Here is a 25,588-nt window from a genome sequence, read left to right as displayed (position 1 = left end):
TTGAGGCAAGCTGTTTAACCAATAGATGAATACCGAACAAACGAGACTCAAAGATGCCAGCTGGAAACACTGGGGGCCTTATGTAAGCGACCGCCAGTGGGGCACAGTCCGCGAGGATTATAGCGCTAATGGCGATGCCTGGAATTACATAACGCATGATATGGCCCGAAGCAAGGCCTACCGCTGGAGCGAGGAAGGTATTGCTGGTATTTGCGATGATCAGCAATATCTTTGTTTTGCTATAGCTTTATGGAATAAGAAAGATCCTATTATTAAAGAACGCTACTTCGGCCTCACAAATCCGGAAGGTAATCATGGCGAGGACGTAAAGGAGCTTTACTATTATTTAGATAGTACGCCTACACATTCGTACATGAAAATGCTGTACAAATATCCGCAGCAGGCCTATCCTTACGAGCGGTTAAAAACGGTAAATGCGCAAAGATCGCGCAACGAACCAGAATTTGAACTGATTGATACCGGCATTTTTGAACACGACGAATATTTTGATGTGTTTGTTGAATATGCCAAAAATACCTGCGATGATATACTGATTAAAATTACCGTGCATAACCGTGCCGGTGTTGATGCCCCAATTAATGTGCTGCCAACTGTTTGGTTTCGTAATACCTGGGCCTGGGGCAGGCATGTGAGTGTGCCGAGTATAAGTGTTGATTCGCCGAAGGCGATTGGTTTGTACAGTAAAAATATTGGAGAATACTGGCTGATGGCCGATGGAAACCCAGAATGGCTATTCTGCGATAATGAAACCAATACAAAGCGTCTTTATAATTTCGATAACGGGAAACCTTATCCTAAAGATGGTATAAATGACCACCTGGTGCATGGTTCGCCAACTGTAAACCCACAACAAAAGGGTACAAAGGCTGCAGCTAATTATGATCTGGTTATTCCGGCTCGTAAAAGTGTGGAGCTACATCTGCGACTCACTAAAAATCCGGCTAATAATTTCAGCGATTTTGATTCGATATTTGATACCCGTGTAAAAGAGGCTGATGAATTTTATGCCGATGTGCAACAAGGTGTTCCTAACCCCGAAACTGCAATGGTGCAGCGCCAGGCTTTTGCCGGTATGCTGTGGAGCAAGCAGTTTTATAATTATAACGTATTTCAGTGGCTCAACGGCGACCCCGATCAGCCTAAACCACCGGCCGAACGTTTTAAAATGCGCAATTACGATTGGCAGCATTTAACAGCACGCGAAATTATCTCGATGCCCGATAAATGGGAGTACCCCTGGTTTGCCGCCTGGGATTTGTCGTTCCATTGCCTGCCTTTAGCCAAGGTAGATTCTGACTTTGCCAAACAGCAACTCATATTGCTTACCCGCGAATGGTATATGCACCCCAACGGTCAGCTACCCGCGTATGAATGGGCCATGGGCGATACCAATCCTCCTGTGCATGCTATGGCTACCTGGAATGTTTATAAAATTGATAAGCTGGCAAACGGTGGTAAGGGTGATCTTTTTTTCCTCGAAACCGTTTTCCATAAACTGATGCTCAATTTTACCTGGTGGGTAAACCGTAAGGATTCGGCAGGTAACAATATTTTCGAGGGTGGTTTTTTGGGTTTAGATAACATTGGTGTTTTCGATCGTAATGCCCCACTGCCAACAGGCGGTTACATGGAACAGGCTGACGGTACCAGCTGGATGGCTATGTACTCGCTTAATTTAATGCGTATTGCCATTGAACTGGCCACGGTTAATAAAACTTACGAGGAGATAGGCGTGAAGTTCTTCGACCACTTTATGTATATCGCCGGTGCTATGTCGAGCATGGGTGACAGCAAAGACGGCTTGTGGGACGAAGAAGACGGCTTTTTTTATGATGGATTGGAATTGCCCGATGGTACTACCCAACGTTTAAAAGTACGTAGTGTAGTAGGTTTGATCCCGATGTTTGCTGTTGAAGTGCTGGAGGCGGAAGATGTACTGAACAGCCCGATTTTTAACCAGCGTTTTAAGTGGTTTTACGATAACCGCCCCGATCTGGCAGATCAGATCTCGCGCCTCAACGAAAGTAATGCCGATGGTAAGCGTTTGGTGAGCTTACTGCGCGGGCACCGTATGAAAATGCTGCTGAAACACATGCTGGACGAAGGCGAGTTTCTGAGCGATTACGGCATCCGTTCGGTATCAAAATATCACCTCGATAACCCGTTCCGTATTATGGCTGGTGGCAAAGAATTTAGCGTAAAATACTTACCTGCCGAAAGCGACAGTGGTTTATTTGGCGGTAACAGCAACTGGCGTGGCCCAATATGGCTGCCGATGAACTATCTCATTATAGAAAGCCTCGAACGTTTTTACCAATACTATGGCGATGAGTTTAAGGTTGAATGCCCAACCGGATCTGGCATATTTATGAATTTGAAAGATATCGCCGATGAGATCCGTAAGCGTCTGTCAGGTATCTTCAGAAAAAACAAAGATGGCCAACGCCCGGTGTTCGGCACCAATACCAAAATACAAACTGACCCTGCCTTTGCAGATCATATCCTATTCCACGAATATTTTGACGGTGATACAGGCAAAGGCCTCGGCGCTTCTCACCAAACAGGATGGACGGGTTTGATAGTAAATTCACTGAATTTGAGCTTGCACCCGGATGCATAACCGGGCCTGTCATGCTGAGCTCCGTCGAAGTATGGTGGGTAGGCTATCTGCACCATACTTCGACGGAGCTCAGTATGACACCCTTACGGTGCTGTCAAAACGTCGCCAGCATAAATGTCAAATCAGCCTCAGATATTTGTTTTGTTCCTTTTGGGCTTATAGCTTGAGAGGGATATGCTGATAATATGGTCAGTAGAAATGGAAAGGATGATTTGATAACATAGAATATAAAATTTGTCATTGCGAGCGATAGCGTGGCAATCTCGTAGTAAGCATATCGGATTTGTATCGCTACGAGATTGCTTCGTACCTCGCAATGACAAAATGGGACAAGTAAGTCTCACATTGGTTCAGATACGTCATTTGAAACTTTTAATTAAGAGTATCCACAACTCCAATTATTCACTTTAAATTATTATCAAGAGTATTAATTTGTCAAATTTATTTATTGACAAATTAACTAATTGCCAAATCGACAAATTATAACAATTGTAAAGGCTAATTGTATATTTATATATGATTGCCGAATCCATCGCCATATTACCCATTATTAAAGTAAACAGCCAGGGTAGCTTCGCCCAAACAGATATGCTGGCTGCCGAAGAGCCGCTGGAAATCAGGCTGGAATATGGCGAAACCGAAAACAGGCAAACCCAAAACGTATCGGTTACCATGCGCACACCGGGCAACGATGCCGAACTGGCCACCGGCTTTTTATTTACCGAAGGCATTATTAAAAATAGCACTGATGTAGCCGAAGCCTCGCATTGTTTTATAGCCTGCGCCGAAAATAAAGAGAACGTAATACAGGTAAGCCTTAAACCGGGCATTGTGCCTAACCTGCGCAATAGCGAGCGTAACTTTTATACCACATCCAGCTGTGGCGTTTGTGGGAAGGGTTCTATCAATGCCATCCGTACGGTGAGTGAGCACAGTTCATTCATTGAAAATAATAACAGCATTGACGCACAAACGTTAATTAGTTTACCACAGATTTTAGAAAATAGCCAGGAAGTTTTTGCTGATACAGGAGGTTTACACGCTTCAGCATTGTTTACTACCGATGGCCAATTACTAATAGTGCGTGAGGACGTAGGCCGGCATAATGCGCTGGATAAACTGATCGGTGCTGCTTTAACTAACAACCAATTGCCATTAAATAACCGGGTTCTGTTACTGAGCGGACGCGCCAGTTTCGAACTGGTACAAAAGGCCGTAATGGCAGGCATTAATATTATTGCAGCGGTTGGTGCGCCATCAACACTGGCCGTGCAACTGGCCGAAGAATTTAATGTTACCCTCGTTGGCTTTCTGCGTAACCAGCGATTCAATATTTATACCGCAGCACATCGAATAACTAACACTATACAAAATACCCCAGAGCTATGAAGATCAGGATTAAAGCTAATGCTATACGTTTTAGATTAACCAAAAGTGAAGTTGAACGGTTCGCCCATGAAGGCGTGATGAAAGAAGTAGTTGATTTTGGCGACGATACCCTGACCTACGTTTTACAGCGCACTATGCAGGAGAACCTGTTTGCTACCTTTAAAAATAACATTATCACCCTGTTTGTACCCGAAGCTTTGGCTGATGACTGGACAGGCACAGACCGCGTAGGCATTCAAGGCAATGGCGGTCCGCTGCAATTATTGGTAGAGAAAGATTTTACCTGCCTCGATAATGTAGAGGAAGACCAGAGCGATAATTACCCCAATCCATTAGCCGTAAAAAGCCATGAGTAAAGAACAGGAAGTACCGCAACCTAACGCCGAAAACCCGGAAGAGTTATCGAATAAGTTTAAGGTAACCGAGCCTAAAAAGTGGGCTGCGGGTATTCCGGCTGTGTTGAAAGCTTTTGAAGATATTCTGGAAGAAACAGGTGCTACCCGTGGTATGGGTGCTTTGCTGAAGATGAACCAAAAAGGTGGCTTTGATTGCTCGAGCTGTGCCTGGCCCGACCCGGATGATGACCGTTCGCCCATTGCCGAATATTGTGAGAATGGGGCAAAGGCATTAGCCGAAGAGGCGACTACCAAGAAGTTGACCGCTGAGTTCTTCGCCCAAAATTCAATTGCTGATCTGGCTAAACTGGATGATATGCATATCGGCAAAAAGGGCCGGATTGCCCAGCCGGTTTATTTGCCTAAAGGCGGTACACATTATCAACCGGTAACCTGGGATTGGGCATTTAAAAAGATCGCGGAGCATTTAAATACCCTCGATTCACCTAACGAGGCTGCTTTTTATACATCTGGCCGAACCAGTAACGAGGCTTCGTTCTTATACCAGTTATTTGTGAGAGAGTATGGAACCAATAATATGCCCGATTGCTCTAACATGTGCCACGAATCAACCAGCGTTGGTTTGGCCGAATCAATCGGTATAGGTAAGGGGACGGTTACGCTCGAGGATATTCATGATACTGACCTGCTGATTATTATGGGGCAGAACCCCGGTACCAATCACCCGCGGATGCTTACGGCCTTGCGCAAGGCTAAAGAGAAAGATGCTAAAATCATCGCCATAAATCCGCTTAAGGAGGCCGGACTGATGGCTTTTAAAGATCCGCAGACTGTGCGTGGTTTTGTAGGCACAAGCGTACAACTGGCCGATCTGTATTTGCAGGTAAAAATAAACGGCGATATGGCTTTGCTGAAAGCTATTGAACTGTTACTATATCAGGCCGAAATGAAAACTCCCGATGAGGTTTTCGACCATAAATTTATACAGGAAAGCACGGTTAATTACGAGCAGTTTGTAGAGCATATCCAACAATACAAAGTTGAGGATTTAGCTAAAGCCTGCGGTGTGCCGGTAGCCCAGATTCGTGAAGCAGCTGATATGATAGCGCATAAGAAACGCATTATTGTATGCTGGGCCATGGGGATCACCCAGCAAAAAAATGGGGTAGATACAGTTAAGGAAATTGTAAACCTTGTGTTGTTAAAAGGTAGTATCGGCAAACCGGGATCAGGATTGTGCCCGGTACGCGGGCATAGCAATGTGCAGGGAAACCGCACCATGATGATTTGGGATAAACCCAAACCGGCACAACTGGCGGCCATTAAAGAGGTATATGGCTTTGATCCACCTAAAGAACATGGTTTTGATGTGGTTGAATCAATCCAGGCAATGCATGATGGCAGGTTGCAAGTATTTTTTGCTATGGGTGGTAATTTCCTTTCGGCCACGCCAGATACCACTTTTACGGCCGAAGCTATGCGTAAAACCAAGCTTACCGTTAATATATCGACCAAGTTAAACAGGGGACATTTAATTACGGGAGAGGAATCAATTATCCTACCCACCTTTGCGCGCAGCGATAAGGATGTGATAAACGGTGTACCCCAGATTGTAAGCTGCGAAAACTCTATGGGTGTGGTGCAGCAATCAAAAGGCGTGCTCGATCCGGTTTCTGATGATCTGATGAGCGAATCATTTATCGTTTGTAACCTGGCTAAAGCAGTTTTGGGCAGCAAATCTGTTGTGCCCTGGGACCGCTATATGGAAAGCTATGATAACATCCGCGATGATATTGAAAAGGTAATTCCGGGTTTCGAGGAGTATAACAAGCAGATCCGTAAGCCGGGTGGTTTTTATCTGCCTAATGCACCACGTGCCGGCAAGTTTGAAACGCCTGATTGGGGTGGCAAAGCAGCCTTTAATATTGCCGGCTTGCCGAAGCATGAACCCAAAGCTGATGAATACTATCTCACCACCATCCGTAGCCACGACCAGTTTAATACCACTATTTACGGTATGGAAGACCGTTACCGCGGCATCCACAACGAACGCCGGGTAATATTTATGAACCCTGCAGATATTGCCAAAGCAGGTTTTAAGGCAGGGGATAAGGTTGATATATCGAGCCATTATGATGGAATAGAGCGAGTTGCCCGTTTGTTTATCATCGTAGCTTATGATATTCCAGAACGTAATACAGCAGTTTATTATCCAGAAGGAAACGTGCTGATCCCATTAAGCAGCGCTGCTGATAAAAGCAATACGCCTACGAGTAAGCTGGTTTTTGTGAAGATTAGGAAGCATGAAGCTAATTAGATAATTTGTCAATTCGGTAATTTGTTAATGAAATGCCTTTTTGAAAAGCATTGTCAAATCGACAAATTAACTAATTGACAAATTAAAATTACTTCTTCGTTGCCTTATCCTTTAAAACCCCGTCAAATGAAATGGCGCTTTTGTTGGTGATGGTAAACTGTACATTGGTATAGCCATCGGCAGAAATATACATGTTAACAGTATCCATATACTTTACGTCGGACGGTTTGATAATTACATCCCAGCCACCTTTTTTCTTAGCAGTTATTTTGTAGGTAAACTTGGTTGAGGTAAACTTAATGCCGTTGTCGCTGCTGCCATAACCTGTATCAAAATAAGCCCGGCCAAAATAAGGCAGGTAAGCAATCAATGAATCTTTCCTGATTTTAAGATCATAATCAGAGGTAAGATAACGGTGGCCACCACCCAGCGGGTTAGCGTATTGCGCTATAAATGTATAATGCTGCGATTCAACCAATGCTTTTACGGCATCTTGCTGGGCTTTCTTTTTATCGGCCTTGGTTGGTGTTGTTTGGGCGAATGCAGTGGTAATGGTTGTGAGGGCAATGAATAGGATGAGGATGTGTTTTATTGATTTCATGGCAATGAACTTTATTGGTTTATAGGCCTTTACTCGTCATTGCGAGGTACGAAGCAATCCCCGATAAGCAGAGCGGCTCTGTAAAGTTCGCGATTGCTTCGTACCTCGCAATGACGGGCGTGGGCAACTTGGTTTATTATTTAAATATACCAAAGTTTATTGCATAAAAAAAGCTGCCCGAAAGCAGCTTTTAAGTATTTACCATTCGTCATCTCGAACGTAGTGAGAGATCTTATTCGTCTTGCTTTAAGATGGCAGGGCGTATAAGATTCCTCCTTCGTCGGAATGACAAAGTGGGAGAAACCCTTGTTAGATTAAACTAACACTTCTGTTCACAAACTCTGTTAATTCGGCACCGGTTAATAAGCCTTGCGATAACAGTGCTAAGTCAAAAGCTTGTTTAGCTAATTGAGCCTGGGTATCTGCGTTTTCTTCGCCTAAAATGCGGGTAATTAATTTGTGGTTAGCGTTAACTACCACTTTGTAATTATCAGGCATTTGGCCGTAAAAACTCATGCCGCCACCCATAGCTGCCATATCTTTCATACGGCGCATAAACTCGTCCATAGTTACAGTTACCGGTAACTCATCCGGGCTTAAGCTTTCCAGCTCAACCTTAAAGGCCGGTTTGTTAATAGCAGAATCGAAAATGGTTTTTACAGAAGCACTTTGCTCGTCGGTTAAGATGTGTGCAGGGGCATCTTCTTTCTTAATCAGTTTATCGGCAACATCAGCATCAACACGTTTTAATGATGTTTTATCCAGTTTTTGCTCCAGGTGGCTCACAAAGTGAGTGTCGATAGGAGAGTCCATCAATAACACATCATAACCTTTGCGATTGGCCGATTGGATAAAGGCATCCTGTTTAGCCGGATCGTTGGTATAGATGTAAACCAATTGGCCGTCTTTATCGGTTTGCTCAGCTTCTACTTTCTCTTTGTATTCATTTAAGGTGAAAGTTTCTTTAGCTGTGTTTTTTAATAAAACAAAATCTTTCGCCTTGTCATAGAATTTATCGTCGCTCAGGAAACCGTATTTTACAAACAGGCCAATGTCGTTCCATTTGTCTTCGTAAGCTTTACGGTCATTTTTAAATAACTCAGCCAGTTTGTCAGCCACTTTCTTAGTAATGTAGCTGTTGATCTTTTTAACGTTGCTATCAGCCTGTAAGAAACTACGTGATACGTTCAGAGGAATATCCGGTGAATCGATAACACCATGCAATAACATTAAGAATTCAGGAACGATATCCTTAACCTCGTCGGTAATAAATACCTGGCGAGAGTATAATTTAATTTTGTTACGCTGAAATTCGTAATCGTTTTTCAGTTTAGGGAAGTATAATACACCCGTTAAATTGAATGGGTAATCAACATTGAGGTGGATCCAAAACAGCGGATCTTCAGAGAATGGATAAAGCTCTTTGTAGAATGCAAGGTAATCTTCGTCCTTCAGTTCGTTAGGCGATTTAGTCCAGATCGGATTAGTTTCGTTGATGATGTTATCAGTTTCAACGGTTTTATATTTTGGTTTGCCTTCCTCGTCCTGGCCGTCTTCTTCCTGTTGCTCATTAGTGCCAAATTTAATAGGCACAGGTAAAAACTTAGCGTATTTATCCAGTATATCCTGCAGGCGTTGTTTGTTTAAAAACTCTTCCGATTCTGCGTTTACATGCAGTATAATGTCGGTACCACGGGTTGTACGGGTTCCTGTAGTAATTTCAAATGTAGTGCTGCCATCGCAGGTCCAGTGTGCAGGTTCGGCACCATCCTGGTATGATAGGGTGTTGATCTCAACCGTATCGGCCACCATAAAAGCAGAGTAGAAACCCAAACCAAAACGGCCGATGATCTCATTGGCATCTTTAGCTTCTTTAAATTTCTCCATAAACTCGGTAGCGCCTGAGAATGCGATCTGGTTAATGTATTTCTTGATCTCATCGGCAGTCATACCCAAGCCATTATCAGAAATGGTGATGGTTTTATTTTCAGCGTCTAAGGCAACCTCTACCTGTAGCTTACCCAGCTCGCCGTTGTACTGGCCCAGTGAAGCCAAACGTTTAATTTTTTGGGTAGCATCTACTGCGTTTGATACCAGCTCACGTAAAAATATCTCATTATCAGAGTATAAAAACTTCTTGATAATCGGGAAAATGTTTTCGGTGTGGATTGATATTGTTCCTTTTTCTTGCATATCGTTATTATAAATATTTTGGTCCGCTAACAAACATCAACTCATAGTCCAAAGTTGCGTTTGTTGTCAAATTGTCAGAAATTAAGATTGTGCTATAGCAGCCAGCAAGGCTTTCAGGACATTTTGAACATTCTGTTCAGTTTGCTCGTCGGTGATCTGATTCTCGGCATTCATTTTAGCACGGATGAATGGAATTAACAGCGTGCCGCCTTTAACAATATTGGCTGTCAAAACTTCCAGTGTTTTTAATAACGAAGCATGGGCACTTTCGCCAACGCTCGAGGCTGTGATTAACGCCACAGGTTTATCAACCAAACTGCCGGACGATACCGTCCAGTCGAGCATATTCTTTAAAGATCCGGGTACGCCGAAAGCATATTCGGGCGTGCAGATGATGATACCGTCGGCTTCGGTAATTGCTTTGCGAAGGTTTTGAATTTCAATCGGAGGATGTTCGTTATCCAGCGCAGGATTAAAATGAGGTAGTTTATCCAAACCATCGTATAGCCAGAAATTATGCTGAGGAACTATTGATTGAAGAAATTTAAGAATAGAAGTATTGGATGAATCTATACGCAGGCTGCCCGAAATAGCCATGATATTTAATGGTTTGGCAACACTCATTACTCGTTAAAAGTTAAGATAAATACAGAGCCCTTGCCTTCAACAGATTGTACTTGGATATTGCCTTTATGCAGTAACATAATCTGTTTACACAAACTTAAACCAATACCGCTGCCGGTTTTACGGGTACTGAAGAAAGGGATAAAGATTTTCTCGATGATCTCTGGCGGCATACCAATACCATTATCCGCAATTTTAATAACGGTTTTATTATTGGGGTGGAGTTCTGCTGATAAGGTGATCTGGGGTTCGTCGCGCTCTTTTACGGCTTCAATGGCGTTTACAAGCAAGTTAATTAACACCTGCTCAATCAGGTTTAGATCGACATCAATAGCCAAAGAAAGGTCACGGATGATAATATCGAGCTCGATATATTTTTTCTCGAGCGTGGGTTGCATCAGGGTGTTGAGGTTCTCAAACAGGTCGCAAACCAATACCTTTTCCAGGTCGAGTTTAGTGATCTTGTTGAGGTTCCGGTAGCTTTCGGTGAATTTAAGCAGGCCTTCGCTGCGGCGTTTAATGGTGTCGATGCCCAGTTCCAGGTCTTCCAGATCGTCGCTTACAGGCAGGCCAGTTTTGTCGATATTTTGCAGGCGATTTTTTAAGGTATCAGCAAGTGATGAGATAGGCGCTACAGAATTCATGATCTCGTGAGTCATTACATTCAACAACTTCGACCAAGCTTTTGATTCTGTCTCATCTAAAGCCTCGCTCACGTTCTGGAAAGCCAGCAATTTGTAAAGCTTATCATCACTACGCAATACGCTTGATGATATCAGCACTTTAAAAATCTGCCTGTCGCGGGTAAAAGATACAACCTTGCTATCACCCGATTTTAGGCTGATCACTTCATCATAAAGTTTCTCTTCGCGTTTTTGGAGCGAGCCAATGGTTTTAAGATAGGGGATGCCCAGTAGTTTTTTGAACGATTCGTTAATCCAGGCTACCTCCCCGGTTTCTTCTTCGTACGAGAGAATGCCCGTATCAACCAGTTCCAGGATCTTTTGGAGATAATAGTATTGGGTCTCCCGCTCACGGCTAATGAGTTTGAAGGTAGAGTTGATCTCGTTAAAGCCTTTACGCAATGGCTTAAGCTCATTAGGTGCCTTGCGCTCATCAAAATGACGGGAAAAATCGCGATAATGGATCGACTGCACAAATTGCTCTACTTCGTCCTGGGCTTTTTGGTGAAAGCGGATCAGCTCAATCACCTCATAGATGACGATGGGAACCAAGACGGCCGAATAAAGATAATACGTATTAATAAGCAACCATGACATAGCAGCCAGTGTGGCGAACATAATAAACACCCGCAGCACCAGCCGCCATTCGTAACGGTTAAATATCATATTTGCTTAATCTGCGGTATAAGGCAGTACGGGTTAGGCCCAATTCTTTTGCGGCACGGGTAATGTTGCCGTTGTGCTTTTCAATCACACGTAAAATGGCGTTTTTCTCCAGTTCGCTTAGCTGAATGTTTTCCTTCTCTAAAGAAACCTTCTCATCCATGCCTGATTCCAAAGCCGAGAATATCAAATCATCAGCTTTCAGGATAGGATCATCGGCCATAATTACGGCGCGTTCAATGGTGTATTGCAATTCGCGCACGTTACCAGGGTAATGGTAGCTCTTGAGTTTATTAACTGCCGAAGCATCAAAATCCATAGCAGGTTTTAAGTATTTGGTGGCGTACTGCGCAGCAAAGTGTTTGGCAATTAATACAATGTCATTATTACGCTTGCGTAAAGGAGGCATGGTAATTTCAACGGTGTTAATACGGTAAACCAAGTCCTTACGGAAGCGGTTCTCATTAGCCAGTTCGCTCAGGGGTACGTTAGTAGCGCAGATTAATCTGATGTCAATATCTATCGGCTTGTTGGTTCCTAAACGGGTAACTTGCCTGTTCTGTAATACAGTTAATAGTTTGGCCTGTTGTTGCAGGGTAATATTGCCAATCTCATCCAGGAAAAGAGTGCCGCCGTGTGCATCTTCGAAACGGCCGGGGCGATCTTCGCGTGCATCGGTAAAGGCACCTTTTTTATGGCCGAAGAGTTCGCTTTCAAATAGCGTATCAGTTAATGCGCCTACATCCACCTTTATAAATGGCTTATCGGCACGTAACGAGCGCTCGTGAATGGCTTTGGCCATCAAGTCTTTTCCGGTTCCGTTTTCGCCTAAAATTAAAATATTGGCATCGGTAGGGGCTATCTTGTTTACTTTGTGGAATATATCATCCATCGCTTCAGATTCGCCCAGTATCATGGTCGAACCTTTGCTTTTACTCGATTTGGTTGATTTACCGCCGTCTTTTTTCTCCAGCAGGTCGGTAACGGTTTCCAATAGTTTTTCGTTATGCCACGGTTTCACCACAAAATCGTTAGCACCTTCCTTAAGCGAGCGTACTGCCAGGTCGATATCACCGTAGGCGGTAATCATAATTACGCAAAGGTTTGGTTTCCATTCCTTTACCTTGCGCAGCCAGTAAATACCTTCGTTACCGGTATTGATGGCGCTGTTAAAGTTCATATCGAGCAAAAGAATATCAACCTGGTTTTTTTGCAATAGCCAGTTTAAATTCTCGGGGTTTTTATCGGTAATAACTTCCTGAACTTCAGTTTTAAGCAGCAGTTTTACTGCCGTTAACACATCCGGGTCGTCATCTACTACAAGTACAGTCGCTTTTTTTAATATCATTATAAGCTTATAATAAGGTAATGGGTTTAAAAATAATAAAAAGACATCAATTGTACTAAAGGACAACTTTAAACTGAAAACGTTACAGTTTTATTTAAAATAAAAAGGCCGCCCCTTGCGGGCGGCCTTTTACTTAACTATTAACTATTAACGCAAGGCAGATGCTCAATTTGGGTTTTTAATTGGGGCACTACCAGCTGCAGGTGGGTTTAATACAAACTCATCTGCAGGTACGTCCCAATAATCAAGGAAGTTGTAATTGATTTTTGCATGTGTATTAACAACAGGTGTTGTACCAGTTGTTGGTTGTGTTACCACTACAGCATTAGTTGGGCCAGCACCATCGTAAATGATTCCGTAACGGCGGGCATCATAAAATGCAACACCTCTAAATACTAATGCTACGCGGCGCTCGGCACGTAATGCTGCAGTTGCTGCTGCTGCGCTAAGGCTTTGGCCGGCTAAAGGCGCAAGGCCTGCGCCCTGGTAGTTACGTACGTTATCAATACTGGTTAATGCAGCCGGGATATTAGCTGTATTAATGGCAGCTTCGGCTTTCATCAGTTCATTCTCTTCGTAGCTGCCGGCAATAAACAGCTCATAATTGCCGGGGGTTCTGTCGCTAAGTACTTGTACGCCGGCTATGCCTGCACCGCCATCAAGCAATTGCCACCTGGTGCTGAAGGTAAAACCACCAACCTGGTTGTAATACACAGCAACTTGCTGGAAGTTATTGGCTAAGCGCTGATCGCCCGCGCTATAATTCTGGATAAGCCTTTCGCTAACCTTAAAGGTAGTTTGTTTCGGTAAACCGGTAGTCATAGCGGCTACAGAGCCACCTCCTGCCGAGAAGAAACCGTTAACACCTGTTGTACGGCCGGTAAAAACGTAATCGGTTGCGTTAATACCCGAAGCAGTTAAAGTTGCTAATGATGTCCAGTCTGCAGCGGTCATGTCAGACACTTTTTTGTTTACCAGTAGGTTACGTGCTTTTAAAGTATTAATGTTGTGTACCCACATTGCTGGTGATGGCACCTGGCCTTTACCTACCTGTACAAAATCCGGAATTAATTTGCCAAGTACGGTAGTGTAATCAGCAGTGTTGCTGATGCCGGCTAATAAAGCGGCTGCCGCATCAAGGTTTTTGTTTGATTCTGCAATCATGGCAGCACTGCTTACATAATTAGGGTTAGGTGCTACTGCGCTGGCATCGCTGGTAATAATACCTGCATAATAAAGGGAGCCAATTTTTGCGTAGGCAAAACCTTTCCACCAGTAAGCCCAGGCTTTAATGGTATTCTTTTTAGTGGTAGCATCGCCCGTAAAAGGTATGGCGTCAACTAACGATAAAATTTCGTTACATGCATTGTTTAAGCCATACATGTAAGTCCACTCGTAATAAAATGCATTAGAAGCACGTTTGTCGCGGGTGTTACTGATACGCATTACAGATTTAGAAGGCGACGTGTTGGTGATCGTAACCCCTGCATCGTTAGTAAATGATGCAGGCAGGTTAACCACGTTGATATTCTGGTTTGATGCTTCGGCCGAAATGTTATCGCCCAATAATTCATGAAAACCGATACCTAATGAGAAGTAGCTATCACCAAGCCAGTTAAGGCCGCTGATTACCGAAGGGTTACTACCGTTAAAGCCCGTGATATATACACCACCAGATGCCAGCGATATAAGGCCGGTTTCTGTTTTAGCCTGGTCTAAGGTAGGTGAATTGGGGTTTTTTACATCCAGCTGTTTTTTGCAGGAAGTAACTCCAAGCAAAGCCGCTGTAATAACCCAGGTTGATATTATTAGTTTATGTTTTTTCATTGCTTACAATTTAAATGTTCAATTAAAATCCAAGATTTAATCCTAATTGATAAGATTTAAGATTTGGTGATGAGCTGTTATCAACACCGCGGTCAAATGCTGAGTTAGAAGTACCCGTGCTGATCTCAGGATCGAAACCGGTGTATTTAGTAAACGTAAGTAAGTTACGCCCGGTAAATACAAGCTGTACTTTTCTGAAAACTTTGTTGTTGATTATTCTCGAAAAATCGTAGCCTAATGACACGTTTCTCAGGCGTACAAATGAAGCATCTTCATAGAAATAATCTTTAGTGCCGTTACGTGCCGGGCCGTTACGTGCGCCAAAATAATCGGCGTAAGCACTGCGGTAGTAAGCAGTGTAAGCTGCAGTTGTACCGTTAATGGTTACAGGTTTATCATAATCGCTGCTTATACCATCACGATACATCCACTCTTTTGTTTGGTTGTACAGGTGGCTGCCTTGTACCCAGTCAAACTGAAAACCAAATGTTAAATTTTTGTAGTTAAATGAGTTGATGAACGACATGTTGAAAGCCGGGTTGGGATCACCAAAAGCATAAGCTTCGTTGGTAAATTGGATACCCTTGGTGGTTTTATCTACAACAGCACCGTTAACAATTTCATATTTGCCATAATCTGCCGGTTGGATATAAGGCACACCTTCCTGATTTTTTTCATCAAGGCTGGTAATTACTTTGTAACCATATAACTGGCCGATCTTAGCGCCTGGTATCAATACTAATGAAGAGCTACCGGCTGATGAGGTTAAGATAATTGGAGGTCCGTTGATTTTGTCAATTTTAGAAGTTTGCTTGCTAAAGTTGGTGGTCATGTTCCAGTTAAAATCTTTTGATTTATAAATGTCCATGTTTAATGAAGCCTGGAAACCGTGCGAAGAGATATCGATCGCGTTGTTTTTCAACGTAGATGCACCTGTTGACGGAGCCACACTAACATTGTAAATAATGTCGCTGCCTTTACGTTTCCAATAGGTTGCGCTTACGTTAAAGTTAGAGAACCAGTTGCCGTTTGCGCCTTTAATAGCGAAATCGGTACCAAACTCAGTCTCTTTAGAAACCTCAACATTGATGTTGGGATTGTTTTGCTGATTAGGCAGGGAGAACGCCAGGTTAGAACCTAAGTTACCTGGAGTAATAGTAGGGTAGCGGTCAAACGGCTGCGGTTGGATACCGGCCTCGCCATAAGCACCTCTTAATTTAAACTCCGGGAAAATCTTTCCTAAAGCACCATCTTTCCAGAAATTGAATGATGAAGGGCGGATGTATGCATTTACGTTTGGAAAGGTAAATGGTTTAGAGCCTTGCCCAAATGCTGATGAATAATCACTTCTGAAACCACCTGCTACACCACCAAAATCGCCAAAGTCAATTTTTTGATTCACTACATAACCATAAGTAACAAATGGCTCGGTGTAATCCCTGGTAACTTGTTGTGTTGATGTTTGCTGAAAGTTATAGATAGGGTAGCTTGGCAAGCTATAACCGTAAACAAAAAATTCAGAATAATTGGTTTTACGATAATCGTATTGCAATAATGTAGATGTAGTGATCGGTACGTTTAAATGAAAATCTTTTTGGAAATCTGTACGGATAATTGCCGAACCGTTAAAGTTCTGGAAAGTGGTTTTATAGGTGAATTTGTCAAGCTCACCGGTATTATCATTACCATTGTTATAGTATGTCCAGGCTTCCAGGTCATTTGAGTTTTGGTTGCCAGATTGATTTTGGAAAATCCAGTTTTCTTCCCTGTTGCTATGGTTTAAGCCATATTTAGCGTTTAAGGTTACAAAATGATTGATCTTGTAATCAGCCTGGATGTTTTGCAAAATGTCTACACGGTTATCAGAGTTGCTCGAATATTCTGTATTGTAGAATGGGTTCGAACCGTTAACACTCACCGTACCCGAGTTTAATGAGTTAGGATAAGTGCCATCTGGCAAGCGCTGGTTAAAGTCGTAAAAAGGAGAAGAGTTTAATGCCGCAAATAAACCACCTGCGTTACCTACACCAAAAGATGGGTTAAGTGTGCTTTTGTTGTAAATTAATTGGGTTGTTGATCTTAAAGTGAATCCTTTAAAAAGTTCGAAACCTAAGTTAGCAGTAAGGTTGCTGCGATCATTATAACCATTGGTACGGATGGTACTTTGCTGGTGGTTATTTGATACGCCAAAGTTATAATCAACCTTATCATTAGCGCCCGAAATATTTACGGTATTATTAGTTGTATAAGCGGTTTTAAATAACTGCTGAATGTGATCGTAATACTTAAGGTTAGTACCATAAGGTTTGTTATCGATGTTTAGCGGGTTCGACATTGCTGTTGGGTTATTGCCATCAGCAGCATAAGCCCAGGTTACACCGTTAAACGTACCATCTTCATCCAGTTTAATAATGTTGCCATTGCCGTCAATGAAATTACCGTTGGCATCAGTTTTAAAGCTGTTGAATTTTGCCTGGTGCACATCGCCGCTGTTGATGATGCTGTTAGCAGCAACACTGCTTGATACGTTGATTTGCAACCTGCCTTGTACACCCTTTTTAGTAAAGATCTGGATAACACCGTTTGCACCCTGGGCACCATAAATGGTAGATGAAGCTGCACCTTGTACAACCTCAATGTGATCAACGTTACTAAGATCTAATAAACTGATGTCTGTAGCACCAGATTCAACCCCGTCAACCAAGATCATTGGTGATGTACCACGTTGAATAGTGTTAATACCTCGTAACAAAATGTTGGTACGGGCACCTGGTGTACCATCTACTGATGATATTTGCGCACCCGGTATTTTACCTACCAATGCCTGGTCGACAGATGCAGACGGGGTTGGCGGTAAGTTTTTGGCCGAGATACTCTCTGGTGAGATACCTAGTTTTGCCTTACTGGTTGCAACACCCGAACCAGTTACTACAACCTCATTAAGTTGTTTGTTATTGGTTGCTAATTTTACATGGATTGGCCCGCCTGTGATAGGTACATCAACAGTGTTATAACCAATGAAACTAAATACCAGGGAGGTGGCTCCAGCCGGAACCGAGATAGTGAATTTACCATCCGCAGATGTTTGTGTGCCAATGCGGGTTCCTTTGGCTGTGACGCTTACACCGGGGAGTGGTAAACCGTCATCTTGTGCTGTTACAGTACCGGACACGGTACGGGTTTGTGACCACGCTAAATTGCAGGTCAGTAACATCAAAACCCAAAACAAGTTCTTGAGTAAGTGTTTTTTCATACTTGAATAATTAAGTCAGTTAGTTAGAATAACACTAACAAGATATGACGTAACATTTTAATTACAATAGGCGCTCATATTTTTAGGAAAATGTAAAATACTTAGAAGGCTGTTTATAATTATTTATGATTGTGTTAATATTAAATTCACTTAATTGCCATTTTTATAAATAAATATGTAACTATATGTTTGGTTTTTTGTCACTTTTTGATGTTTTTATTGATCGGATGTCAAATAAAATCGTGTTTTATTAAAATTATATTGCTTTTGTGTGGTTTTTATTGAAATAAATACGACTGTTTGTTATATAAACCCCGTATTAAATTATGATTAAGGTGATTTTTTATATCTATTTCAATATTTTATCAAATATCATTAGAGATTATAGGGTGATAATGTGGTTTTAGGTCATAAAATCGCCGTTTTTGCCAGATCAATAAACTTTTCGGAGAGTTGTATCAATATCGTACACATGCTGTAACAGAAGCGTACGCTTAATTACCATAAAGCTATATTACTGTACTGATAATCAGTATTTTATATTGTGGCATGCGTTTTTGATAGTACTTAGAAATTATATTTATAGCTGTGGACAGAAAAATTGAAAAAAAGAAATGGAATACTAAACGTATTATGACTATTGCCGGTATTGCGGCAGTTGTAATACTTGTAGGAGGCAGTATTTTGTTTACTTCCGGAAAAAGTAAATTAAATGTTGATACAGAGCGTATTACAATAAGTGAAATTACAAAAGGGCCGTTCCAGGAGTTTATACCGGTTAATGGCGTTGTAATGCCTATTACCACCATTTACCTTGATGCGATAGAAGGCGGACGTGTTGAACAGAAATTTGTTGAAGACGGTGCCGAAATGAAAAAAGGCCAGCCCATTATGAAACTGGCCAATACTGATCTGGAACTAAGCCTGGCCAACCAGGAAACTGCCGTATTTAACGTGCTCACCCAAATGCAAATCTCGCGCGATAATGCGCAACAAAATACCATTGGCAAATTAAACCAGATGGCCGATGTTGACAACGCCCTTAAAGAATCTGAAAGGGTTTATAAATTGGATAAACACCTGTACGAACAAAAAGCGATTGGTTTACAGGAGTTCCAAAAAGCGCAAAACGATTTTACTTACCAGGTAAGGCGTAAAAAATTAAACTTGCAGATCCTGAGCCAGGATACAGCATCAACCAAAGTTCAGGCAGCGCAGATGAAAGAGTCTTATGCCCACATGAAATCAACCCTGGAGCTGATGCGCAGAAAGGTTGGTGACCTGATTGTGCGTGCTCCTATTGATGGCCAGTTAACCTCAATGGATGCTGAAGTTGGACAAAATAAAAAACAAGGGGAACGTTTAGGCCAAATTGACGTCTTATCTGGATACAAGGTAAGGGTTGATATTGACGAGCACTACATCACCCGTATTTTTAACGGTCTGATGGGCGATTTTACTTTGGGCGATAAAACTTATAAGCTAAAGATCACCAAAATATTTACACAGGTAACCAATGGCCGTTTCCAGGTTGATATGCAGTTTGTTGGCCAGGTGCCAACTACTATCCGCCGCGGGCAAACGCTGCAGATCAGGCTGGCATTAAGCGATCAGATCCAGGCAGTACTGGTGCCGAAAGGTGGTTTCTACCAGCAAACCGGTGGTAACTGGATCTTTAAACTGAGCGAAGATGGTAAAACTGCTTACCGTGTTGATATACAACTGGGACTTCAAAGCCCGGATTATTACCAGGTATTGCAAGGCTTAAAACCTGGCGACAAAGTAGTAACATCAGGCTATGATAATTACGGCGATATGCAGGAGCTGGTGTTGAAGAAATAACACACTATATATAAGGTGTAACAAACGAGATTTAATAAATAAAGATATAATCACAATTAAAACAAAAATAACCCCCACCCGGGTTGAGGAGGCCAAATGATTAAAATTACAGATCTGGAAAAATTCTATCGCACAGAAGAGGTAGAAACCATTGCACTTAACAAATTAAGCATGGAAGTGCGCAAAGGCGAGTTTGTTGCCATTATGGGCCCATCGGGCTGCGGCAAATCTACTTTGCTCAATATATTGGGCATGCTTGATGATCCGGATGCTGGCAGCTATGTGTTTAACGATATAGAGGTTGCCCATTTTAATGAGCGTAAACGTGCCGACCTGCGCAAGCATAACATTGGCTTCGTTTTCCAGAGCTTTAACTTAATTGATGAACTTACCGTTTTTGAAAATGTAGAGCTGCCTTTAATTTATACCGGCGTAGCCGCTGCCGACCGTGTGAAAAGGGTAGAAGAAGTGCTGGACAAAATGCAGATCATGCACCGCCGCAACCACTATCCGCAACAACTATCGGGCGGTCAGCAACAGCGTGTGGCCATTGCCCGTGCCGTGGTTAACAACCCTAAACTGATACTGGCGGATGAGCCTACCGGTAACCTGGATAGCAGTAACGGTAATGATGTAATGGAACTTTTAACAGATCTGAACGAGCAAGGAACTACCATTGTAATGGTAACCCACTCTGAGCATGATGCTCGTTACAGTCACCGCATTATCCGCCTGTTGGATGGCCATACGGTGATGGAAAATATTATGATCTAAGGATCTGCGCTGAACAGAAGGAAAGATAAAGGACGAAAGACAAAAGAGCTCTGCTGACAACAAACAACCGACAACAGACAACCAAAATGATACGGAATTATTTAAAAACTGCAGTAAGAAGCCTTTTCAAAAATAAAGGCTATAGTTTCCTTAATATTTTCGGGCTGGCTATTGGTATTGCCTGCGCGGCGTTTATATTTCTATGGGTTGAGAATGAGTTTAGTTTCGACCAGTTTAACACCAATAAAGACCGTGTTTATTTAACCCTGGTTAACCAGCCGTATGATAAATATGTGTTTACCCATAACTCAACGCAGGCACCCTTAGCTGCTGCTATGCAGACTGAAATACCGGGCATAGAGAAAACCTGCCGTGCATCAGAAGGTGAAACATCACTGCTTTTTACCGTTGGCGATAAATCTGTATATGCATCGGGCAGATATGCTGAGCCAACGTTTTTCGAGATGTTTACTTTGCCATTTGTGCAGGGGAATATCAAAAATGCCTTCTCTCAATTAAACTCATTGGTAATTACTGAGGCTACGGCCAAAAAGTTTTTTGGCAACCAGCAAAATGTGATCGGCAAAACCATACGGGTTGATAATAAAGAAAATTACGTGGTGTCGGGCGTAATAAAAGACAATCCCACTAATTCGAGTATACAATTTGAGTGGATAGCACCATTTGAAATTATCTACAAACAAAGCCCCTGGATGAAAGACTGGGGTAACAGCGGCCTCACCACCTATGTCGAATTAAAACCCGGTGCCAACGTTGATGCCGTTAACAAGCAACTGAAAAACTTTGTGCAGCGCCACTCGCCTGTATCCATCAGTCACCCTTTCCTGTTTAATTTGAACAACTGGCATCTGCACGATCATTTCGAAAATGGTAAAATGACCGGAGGGCAAATCGAGTATGTACGGTTGTTCAGCGTTATAGCCTGGATCATCTTATTAATAGCCTGCATCAATTTTATGAACCTGGCTACCGCCCGCAGCGAGAAACGTGCACGCGAAGTGGGTGTACGTAAAGTGCTGGGTGCAGGTAAAAAATCATTAATAGCTCAATTTATCGGCGAAGCTTTAATACTGGCCTTTGTCGCCGCTATTCTGGCTGTATTTATAGTAGTGTTGCTAATGCCATTGTTTAACGCGTTGGTACAGCAGCAGCTAACTATTGGCTTGGATAAACCTTTGCATCTGCTTGCTTTATTGGGTATTACGCTAATTTGTGGGCTAATTGCAGGGAGTTACCCTTCGTTCTATCTGTCGTCATTTAATCCGGTATCTGTATTAAAGGGGCTGAAATTGAAAGACGGCAGCGCCGCATATATCCGCAAAGGGCTGGTGGTTCTACAGTTCTCTGTTTCTATTATTTTAATTATAGGCACCATCATTATTTATCAACAGATCCAGCATGTTAAATCGAGGAACTTAGGCCTCAATAAAGACAACTTAGTTGAAGTAATGGTACATGGCGACCTGGGTAAAAACTTTAACGCCATTAAGCAGGATATGATTAATAGCGGTCGCGTAAGCGATGCAGCTTTAGCCGACCATACCACATTAGGCGGCGGCAACAACACCGACCGCTTAGGCTGGGAAGGAAAAGCCCCCGGTAGTAAAGTATTAATATCGGGCCGAAGTATTACCCCCGAGTTTTTTGCCACCTCGGGCATGCACATTCTGGAAGGCCGTAACCTACAATCATCCGATTCTGTGGTTGCTGTGCAGGGTGCGGTTAAAACCATGAACACGGTGATAACAAGATCTTTTGCAAAGCTAATGGGCAAGGGAAGTGCTATCAATAAGCTCTATTATAACGAAGGCGATCCTAATGTTAAATTAAGGGTAGTTGGCGTAGTAAATGATTATGTATATGGCAACATGTATGGTACGCCAGACCCTGTTGTTTTTTCTGTTATAAAGCCGCAGGATGCCTACATTATGTATGTTAAGCTTAACGGAAAAGATGTAGCCAAAGGCATTGACGATGTTAAAAACATTGTAAGCCGCTACAATCCAGGCTACCCGTTCGAATACCGTTTTGTGGATGATCAGTTTAATAAACATTTCCTGAGTGAAATGCTGGTGAGCAAGCTGTCGCAGGTTTTCGCGTTGCTGGCCATCGTTATTTCGTGCCTGGGTTTATTTGGCTTAGCCGCTTACACCGCTGAACGCCGCTTTAAAGAAATTGGTATCCGTAAAGTGCTCGGTGCATCAGTTTCGGGTATCACAAGCCTGCTTTCTGTCGACTTCCTAAAACTGGTTGCGATGGCCTGCATAGTAGCCTTTCCGCTGGCTTATTGGGGCATGCATAATTGGCTGAATAATTACGAATACCGTATTACTATTAACTGGTGGGTGTTTGCCATTGCAGGTTGCGTAGCCATGTTAATCGCACTGCTAACCATTAGTTTCCAATCTATTAAAGCAGCTATAGCAAACCCAATAAAGAGTTTGAGAAGTGAATGATTGAGTTGTGAGGGAGTGAGTGGTGAATTAGTGAGTTGTGAGGCGATAGATATTAGATGAAGGATTAAAGACAAAAGACCAAGAACATAAAACGGTTGCCAGGACTGACAACCGACAACAGATAACCGACAACTAAATCGAAGAGTTATGTTTAGGAATTACATTAAAACTGCGTACCGCAGTCTGAAAAAAAATAAAGGTTTTACTGCCATCAATGTATTGGGCCTGGCTTTGGGTTTGGCTGTTTGCTTGCTGATTGTGTTTTATGTGATTGATGAGCTGAGTTATGACCGTTATAACGTTAAGTTAGACCGAATTTACCGTGTTAACAATGATATTAAGTTTGGTGGAAGTGACGATTCTTATGCGGTGGCTCCCGCACCTCTGGCGGCTGTTTTAGAGAGCGAGTTCCCTGATGTAGAACATGCTGTTAGGTTTAGGCAAAACGGTGGACTTAATCTGAAAAAAGGCGAGCAAAATATCCAGGAACACCATGTGATTTATGCCGATCCAAAGATTTTTTCGGTATTCACCTTTCCCATGATCAATGGCGACCCTAATACTGCCTTGAAAGAGCCCCATGCTGTAGTAATAAGCGAAAGCACAGCCAATAAATATTTTGGCAGCACCAACGTAGTTGGCAAAACTTTGGTAACTAATGAAAATACCAACTATAAAATAACCGGTGTAATTAAGGATATCCCTAAGCAATCGCACGTGCAGGCTGATATTTTTATATCGATGACAACACTTGACGAAAGCAGGCAAACAACCTGGCTGAGCAATAATTTCCAGACTTATATCCTGCTTAAACCGGGCGCAGACATTGTTGCCTTAAACAGGCGGATGAAACAGATGGTGAAAGAGCACATGGATCCGCAAATGCAAAATGTAGTGCACATGAGCTATGACGATTTCGAAAAAGCCGGGAACTACATCCGTATGAATACCATTCCGTTGAAAGATATTCACTTGAAATCTAATCTTCAGGCGGAATTGGGACAGAATGGGAATATCCAGTTCGTATATATCTTCTCGGCTATTGCTTTGTTTATTCTGCTGATAGCCTGTGTAAACTTCATGAACCTTAGTACCGCGCGTTCTGCAAACCGGGCACGTGAGGTAGGGGTACGTAAGGTATTGGGTTCGGCACGTAAACATTTAATCGCCCAGTTTCTGGCTGAATCTATTATGGTTACCCTGGTGGCTACTGTTATTGCGCTTATCACCGCATGGGCTTTATTGCCGATATTTAACCAAATGTCTGGGAAAGAGCTAACTTTTACTGTTCATTCCTTAATATGGCTAATCCCAACCATATTAATTATTGTATTGGTTATTGGTTGTTTGGCTGGCTCGTATCCTGCGTTTTTCTTATCAGGTTTTCAGCCTATCGAGGTTTTAAAAGGTAAACTGGCTGCCGGTTTTAAAGGTGGTTCGTTACGTAGTTTTTTGGTGGTGCTGCAGTTCTCTATTTCTATATTCTTGATCATTGGTACGCTGGTAATTTATAATCAGTTAAAATATATCCAAAATAAAGATCTGGGTTATAGCCGCAGCCATGTGCTGGTGGTAAAAAACTTATACGCATTGGGTAAGCAAGCCAAAACCTTTAAAGACGAAATTAAGCGGATGCCTGGTGTTGGCAATGCTACCATGACCGGTTATACCCCAACAATGGACTATCGGAACAGCAATACCATGTTTCTGACACCAACGCTGGATACTAAAAACGCCATGAACACCCAAATGTGGTATGTTGACGAAGACTATATCAACACACTGGGAATTAAAATGGTTGCCGGTCGCGATTTTTCAAAACAAATGCTTACAGATTCGTCATCAATTATTATCAACGAAATGGCTGCAAAGCGCCTCGGTTATAAAGATCCTATAAACAAAATGCTGTATGTGCCTATGGACCAGCAAGCTAAGGTTATAAAAGGATACCGCATTGTTGGCGTGATGAAAGATTTCAATTTTAACTCGCTGCGCGAAAATGTTTCGCATTTAACACTCATACTTGGCGAGGAGCGGGGTGCATTAAACATACGCGTAAAAACAAGTGATATGCCTGGCTTTATCAAACAGGTTGAAAATAAATGGAAAGAAATGAGCCCTAACCAGCAGTTCGACTACTCATTTATGGACCAGGATTTTGATGCTACTTATCGTACCGAGCAACGTATGGGCAAAATATTTGTATCCTTTACCTCACTGGCCATCATTATTGCCTGCTTAGGTTTATTTGGCCTTGCAGCCTACGCTGCCGAACAACGTACCAAAGAGATCGGTATCCGCAAAGTATTAGGAGCCGGAGTTTCTACGATTGTAGCTATGCTTTCTATAGATTTTATAAAACTGGTAATTGTTTCAATAATAATAGCCGCTCCATTAGCCTGGTTTGCCATGCAATACTGGCTGCAGGGCTTTGCTTACAGGCAAAATATACAATGGTGGATAATTGCGGTAGCAGGTTTAGGAGCCATAGTTATTGCTTTTGCAACCATCAGTTTCCAATCTGTTAAAGCAGCGCTGATTAACCCGATAAAGAGTTTACGAAGCGAATAGGTTTAGTTGTGAAGGAGTGAGTAGTGAAT

The 25,588-nt window shown here is 42.5% G+C and carries 15 protein-coding genes; 8 read left to right on the top strand and 7 right to left on the bottom strand.

What is annotated here, in order from left to right:
* The first annotated feature begins 25 nt into the window (after positions 1-25).
* The 4 genes from PQO05_RS17610 (at position 26) to PQO05_RS17595 (ending at position 6,703) form a co-directional block, all read left to right on the top strand.
* A complete protein-coding gene (locus PQO05_RS17610) occupies positions 26-2,641 on the top strand; it encodes an MGH1-like glycoside hydrolase domain-containing protein (protein WP_273628746.1) in 2,616 nt (871 codons plus the stop codon).
* A gap of 516 nt (positions 2,642-3,157) precedes the next feature.
* Positions 3,158-4,030 carry a formate dehydrogenase accessory sulfurtransferase FdhD gene (gene fdhD, locus PQO05_RS17605; protein WP_273628745.1) on the top strand — a complete coding sequence of 291 codons (873 nt, stop codon included), beginning with the start codon at positions 3,158-3,160 and terminating at the stop codon, positions 4,028-4,030.
* Positions 4,027-4,386, top strand: coding sequence for a DUF7009 family protein (locus PQO05_RS17600; RefSeq protein ID WP_273628744.1), 360 nt, complete (start codon positions 4,027-4,029; stop codon positions 4,384-4,386). Before fdhD ends, PQO05_RS17600 begins: the two co-directional genes overlap by 4 nt.
* Complete coding sequence (locus PQO05_RS17595) at positions 4,379-6,703, top strand: FdhF/YdeP family oxidoreductase (RefSeq protein ID WP_273628743.1); 2,325 nt, start codon at positions 4,379-4,381, stop codon at positions 6,701-6,703. The genes PQO05_RS17600 and PQO05_RS17595 overlap by 8 nt, the downstream gene beginning before the upstream one ends.
* Positions 6,704-6,791: 88 nt before the next feature.
* Here the strand turns inward: PQO05_RS17595 and PQO05_RS17590 are convergent, their stop codons facing one another.
* The 7 genes from PQO05_RS17590 to PQO05_RS17560 all read right to left on the bottom strand — a co-directional run bounded on the left by PQO05_RS17590 (position 6,792) and on the right by PQO05_RS17560 (position 17,895).
* Entirely contained in the window at positions 6,792-7,304 is a 513-nt protein-coding gene (locus tag PQO05_RS17590; RefSeq protein WP_273628742.1) for a DUF4251 domain-containing protein, read from the bottom strand.
* Positions 7,305-7,613: 309 nt separating this feature from the next.
* Positions 7,614-9,497 carry a molecular chaperone HtpG gene (gene htpG, locus PQO05_RS17585; protein ID WP_273628741.1) on the bottom strand — a complete coding sequence of 628 codons (1,884 nt, stop codon included), beginning with the start codon at positions 9,495-9,497 and terminating at the stop codon, positions 7,614-7,616.
* A gap of 81 nt (positions 9,498-9,578) precedes the next feature.
* On the bottom strand, positions 9,579-10,121 hold the full coding sequence (locus PQO05_RS17580; RefSeq protein ID WP_273628740.1) for an NADPH-dependent FMN reductase: 543 nt from the start codon (positions 10,119-10,121) through the stop codon (positions 9,579-9,581).
* Positions 10,121-11,470 (bottom strand): sensor histidine kinase, encoded by a 1,350-nt coding sequence (locus tag PQO05_RS17575; protein WP_273628739.1) that lies wholly within the window; start codon positions 11,468-11,470, stop codon positions 10,121-10,123. The genes PQO05_RS17580 and PQO05_RS17575 overlap by 1 nt, the downstream gene beginning before the upstream one ends.
* Entirely contained in the window at positions 11,460-12,815 is a 1,356-nt protein-coding gene (locus PQO05_RS17570; protein ID WP_273628738.1) for a sigma-54-dependent transcriptional regulator, read from the bottom strand. The genes PQO05_RS17575 and PQO05_RS17570 overlap by 11 nt, the downstream gene beginning before the upstream one ends.
* 165 nt (positions 12,816-12,980) lie before the next feature.
* Positions 12,981-14,642, bottom strand: coding sequence for a RagB/SusD family nutrient uptake outer membrane protein (locus tag PQO05_RS17565; RefSeq protein WP_273628737.1), 1,662 nt, complete (start codon positions 14,640-14,642; stop codon positions 12,981-12,983).
* Between the two features lie 22 nt (positions 14,643-14,664).
* Positions 14,665-17,895: a SusC/RagA family TonB-linked outer membrane protein gene (locus tag PQO05_RS17560; RefSeq protein ID WP_273628736.1), complete on the bottom strand. Its 3,231-nt coding sequence runs from the start codon at positions 17,893-17,895 to the stop codon at positions 14,665-14,667.
* A 588-nt stretch (positions 17,896-18,483) separates the two neighbouring features.
* Between PQO05_RS17560 and PQO05_RS17555 the strand changes: the two genes are divergently transcribed.
* The 4 genes from PQO05_RS17555 (at position 18,484) to PQO05_RS17540 (ending at position 25,559) form a co-directional block, all read left to right on the top strand.
* Positions 18,484-19,737 (top strand): efflux RND transporter periplasmic adaptor subunit, encoded by a 1,254-nt coding sequence (locus PQO05_RS17555; protein ID WP_273628735.1) that lies wholly within the window; start codon positions 18,484-18,486, stop codon positions 19,735-19,737.
* A 96-nt stretch (positions 19,738-19,833) separates the two neighbouring features.
* Positions 19,834-20,511, top strand: coding sequence for an ABC transporter ATP-binding protein (locus PQO05_RS17550; protein WP_273628734.1), 678 nt, complete (start codon positions 19,834-19,836; stop codon positions 20,509-20,511).
* 86 nt (positions 20,512-20,597) lie between these two features.
* Positions 20,598-22,988: an ABC transporter permease gene (locus tag PQO05_RS17545; RefSeq protein ID WP_273628733.1), complete on the top strand. Its 2,391-nt coding sequence runs from the start codon at positions 20,598-20,600 to the stop codon at positions 22,986-22,988.
* A 147-nt stretch (positions 22,989-23,135) separates the two neighbouring features.
* The gene (locus tag PQO05_RS17540; protein WP_273628732.1) at positions 23,136-25,559 is read left to right on the top strand and encodes an ABC transporter permease; all 2,424 of its coding nucleotides are present in this window, start codon (positions 23,136-23,138) and stop codon (positions 25,557-25,559) included.
* Positions 25,560-25,588 lie beyond the last annotated feature (29 nt).

This window comes from Mucilaginibacter jinjuensis, assembly GCF_028596025.1.
In the GTDB taxonomy this organism is placed as follows: Bacteria; Bacteroidota; Bacteroidia; order Sphingobacteriales; family Sphingobacteriaceae; genus Mucilaginibacter; species Mucilaginibacter jinjuensis.
This window is presented reverse-complemented; position numbering and strand designations above follow the sequence as displayed.